Here is a 2121-nt window from a genome sequence, read left to right on the forward strand (position 1 = left end):
TCAACCGCAACGATCCCGGTCGCGACCTCACGAACGGCGACCGCATGCGCGTTGCCGGCGTGATCGGCGGCGTCGTCAAGCTCGAATCGGTCGAGGAGCGCGACGGCCGGCCGGCTCGCGCGCTCGAACTACCGGTGAACAAGCCGCTGCACCTCGAGCACGCCTACGCGTCCACCGTCCACAGCGCGCAGGGCTTGAGCAACGACCGCGTACTGATCGCGCTCGATACCAAGAGCCGCACCACGTCGATGAATCTGTATTACGTGGCGATCAGCCGCGCCTGCCACGAGGCGCGCGTCTACACGAACTCGGTCAAGGAGCTGCCGGCCGCCATCGCGCGGCGCTTCGACAAGACGACGGCCCTAGCGATCCAGCGCGAACGCCAATTGCAGCGCCGCGCCGCCGGTATGCAACCCAAAGGCGCAGCCGACGGCAAGCAGGCGTTGCAGCGTCAGCAGCTCCAACAGCAGCGCAAGCAGCCGGCGAGCGGCAAGAAACCGTCCGAGTACGGACGCTTTGGCTAGGGCTGGAGGCCGGGGAGCAACGGAACAGCCAACTCAGTTAAGCGGTTTGGACAAACCGTCGTTTTTCGTCACTTAGCGATGCCCAAGAACACGGCCAGGCAGCGCTCAATTTCCACCAACGCATCAGCGTCTACGCGCCCAAAGGCTCGACCTACCTTGTCACGCTTCACGGTCATGGCCTTGTCCACCATCACCTGAGACGGCTTCTGCAAACCATTGTCGGTACTTGGATGAACGGTAATGCGCAGCAGCGGCGCAGCAACGAGCGTGCTTGTCACCGGCAGCACCGTCACGGTGGTGTGTGCGTCAAACTGGTCGGCCTGGATCACCAGAGCGGGCCGTGGTTTTCCGAAGTCGCCTTGCATGGCGATGGTCACAAAGTCACCCCGCATCATTCCGTCCAGCCATCCATGTCTGCTAGCGCCTCATCCATGAAGCGCTGCATGTCGGTGTCCGCCATGTCCGCTTGTGCAGCAAGACGACACTGACGGCGGCATTCCTCGGCGAAGTCAGGCCGCCGTGTGTCCGGCACCCAAATTTGCACCGGACGCAGCCCTGCCATGCGCAGGGCGTCGCGGTGCTTTTGAACTCGTGAATTGACGTGTGCCATGCATGGCCTCACCGTTACATGCAACAAGTTTACGCCTGATTTTTGTTACATGCAACAAAAGCGGGACTTTCGGTGGTTCCGGCTTGGTGCCCCAAGAAGCCGCCGACACCGCGCAAGCCGCGCCAGTTCCAGTGACTCTACTGATGGTCAGCTCGATCGTCGGGCTTTGGGAGCCGGTCATAGCGCACGATGCCGTCGTGCGTAATGGTGAAACGCAGATCGGAAGCGACAAATGTCTCAGCAGCAAGGCCGCCATAGACGGAATCGCAGACCCATACCGCCATGGCCAAGCTCATCATGGAGCGTTCCATCTCACGGTCGCGATCCGGCTTGTTCGACTGGAACGCTTTGAGGATCTCCGTGCCGAAGAACGTCACGGCACCGGCTGCCCAGTCCGCGCCGTGCTCCCGTGCCATGTCCTGCCGAGCCTCGGCGGCGACGGTGAGCATCAATGCATTCATCGAGATCGCCATGCGGTGGGCGAGCTCGCCGGCGGTGTCGAGTAGGATGGTTGTGACTTTCATAGGTTCTTCTCCTGAGCCAGCTTTCTCGCATGCGAGAGAAGCTGGTCACCGCCTGGGCCATAAAGCAGGTCGTCCACTATTGTTCCGGGTAGCTTGTGCCGTCGATTTTCACCGAGGCCCAACCGGAAATCTTCTTGGCGGTCTTTACGGCCTTGTCGAAGTCCTTTTGCGTGTCACGCAGCAATTCGAAAGTGCGGGCGTTCCAGAAATGGCCGTTCTCGTCTCGGTAGCCTTTCGGCAGCTTGCCGCGCAAAGCGTGCATGCGCTTTTGCACGTTAGCCGTCATCTGGTAGGCAATCATCATGGCATTGTTCACCTTGGCGAGCGAATCCGGTGGGGTTCACCCCCGTTTTCACGGACACTTACAAGAAGGCCGATCAAGGCCATGAGGAGTGTTCATGTCAAAGCGCAGGAAGTTCACTGCCGAGTTCAAGCGTGGCGCGGTTGAGCAGGCCAGCCAGCC

The 2121-nt window shown here is 60.9% G+C and carries 5 protein-coding genes; 1 reads left to right on the forward strand and 4 read right to left on the reverse strand.

Annotated elements, in window-relative coordinates; genetic code table 11:
* A partial coding sequence (locus F7R02_RS25085; protein ID WP_167521111.1) for a C-terminal helicase domain-containing protein occupies nt 1–524 on the forward strand: 524 nt, incomplete at its 5' end.
* Nucleotides 525–592: 68 nt separating this feature from the next.
* On the opposite strand, the gene F7R02_RS25090 is transcribed toward F7R02_RS25085, so the two are convergent.
* The 4 genes from F7R02_RS25090 to F7R02_RS25105 all read right to left on the reverse strand — a co-directional run bounded on the left by F7R02_RS25090 (nt 593) and on the right by F7R02_RS25105 (nt 1962).
* On the reverse strand, nt 593–919 hold the full coding sequence (locus F7R02_RS25090; protein ID WP_015462614.1) for a type II toxin-antitoxin system PemK/MazF family toxin: 327 nt from the start codon (nt 917–919) through the stop codon (nt 593–595).
* On the reverse strand, nt 916–1086 hold the full coding sequence (locus tag F7R02_RS25095; protein ID WP_017157755.1) for an antitoxin MazE family protein: 171 nt from the start codon (nt 1084–1086) through the stop codon (nt 916–918). Before F7R02_RS25095 ends, F7R02_RS25090 begins: the two co-directional genes overlap by 4 nt.
* Before the next feature lie 185 nt (nt 1087–1271).
* Complete coding sequence (locus F7R02_RS25100) at nt 1272–1658, reverse strand: hypothetical protein (protein WP_075244572.1); 387 nt, start codon at nt 1656–1658, stop codon at nt 1272–1274.
* Between the two features lie 76 nt (nt 1659–1734).
* A complete protein-coding gene (locus F7R02_RS25105; RefSeq protein WP_235857312.1) occupies nt 1735–1962 on the reverse strand; it encodes a hypothetical protein in 228 nt (75 codons plus the stop codon).
* Nucleotides 1963–2121 lie beyond the last annotated feature (159 nt).

This window comes from Xanthomonas cissicola, assembly GCF_008801575.1.
GTDB lineage: Bacteria > Pseudomonadota > Gammaproteobacteria > Xanthomonadales > Xanthomonadaceae > Xanthomonas > Xanthomonas cissicola.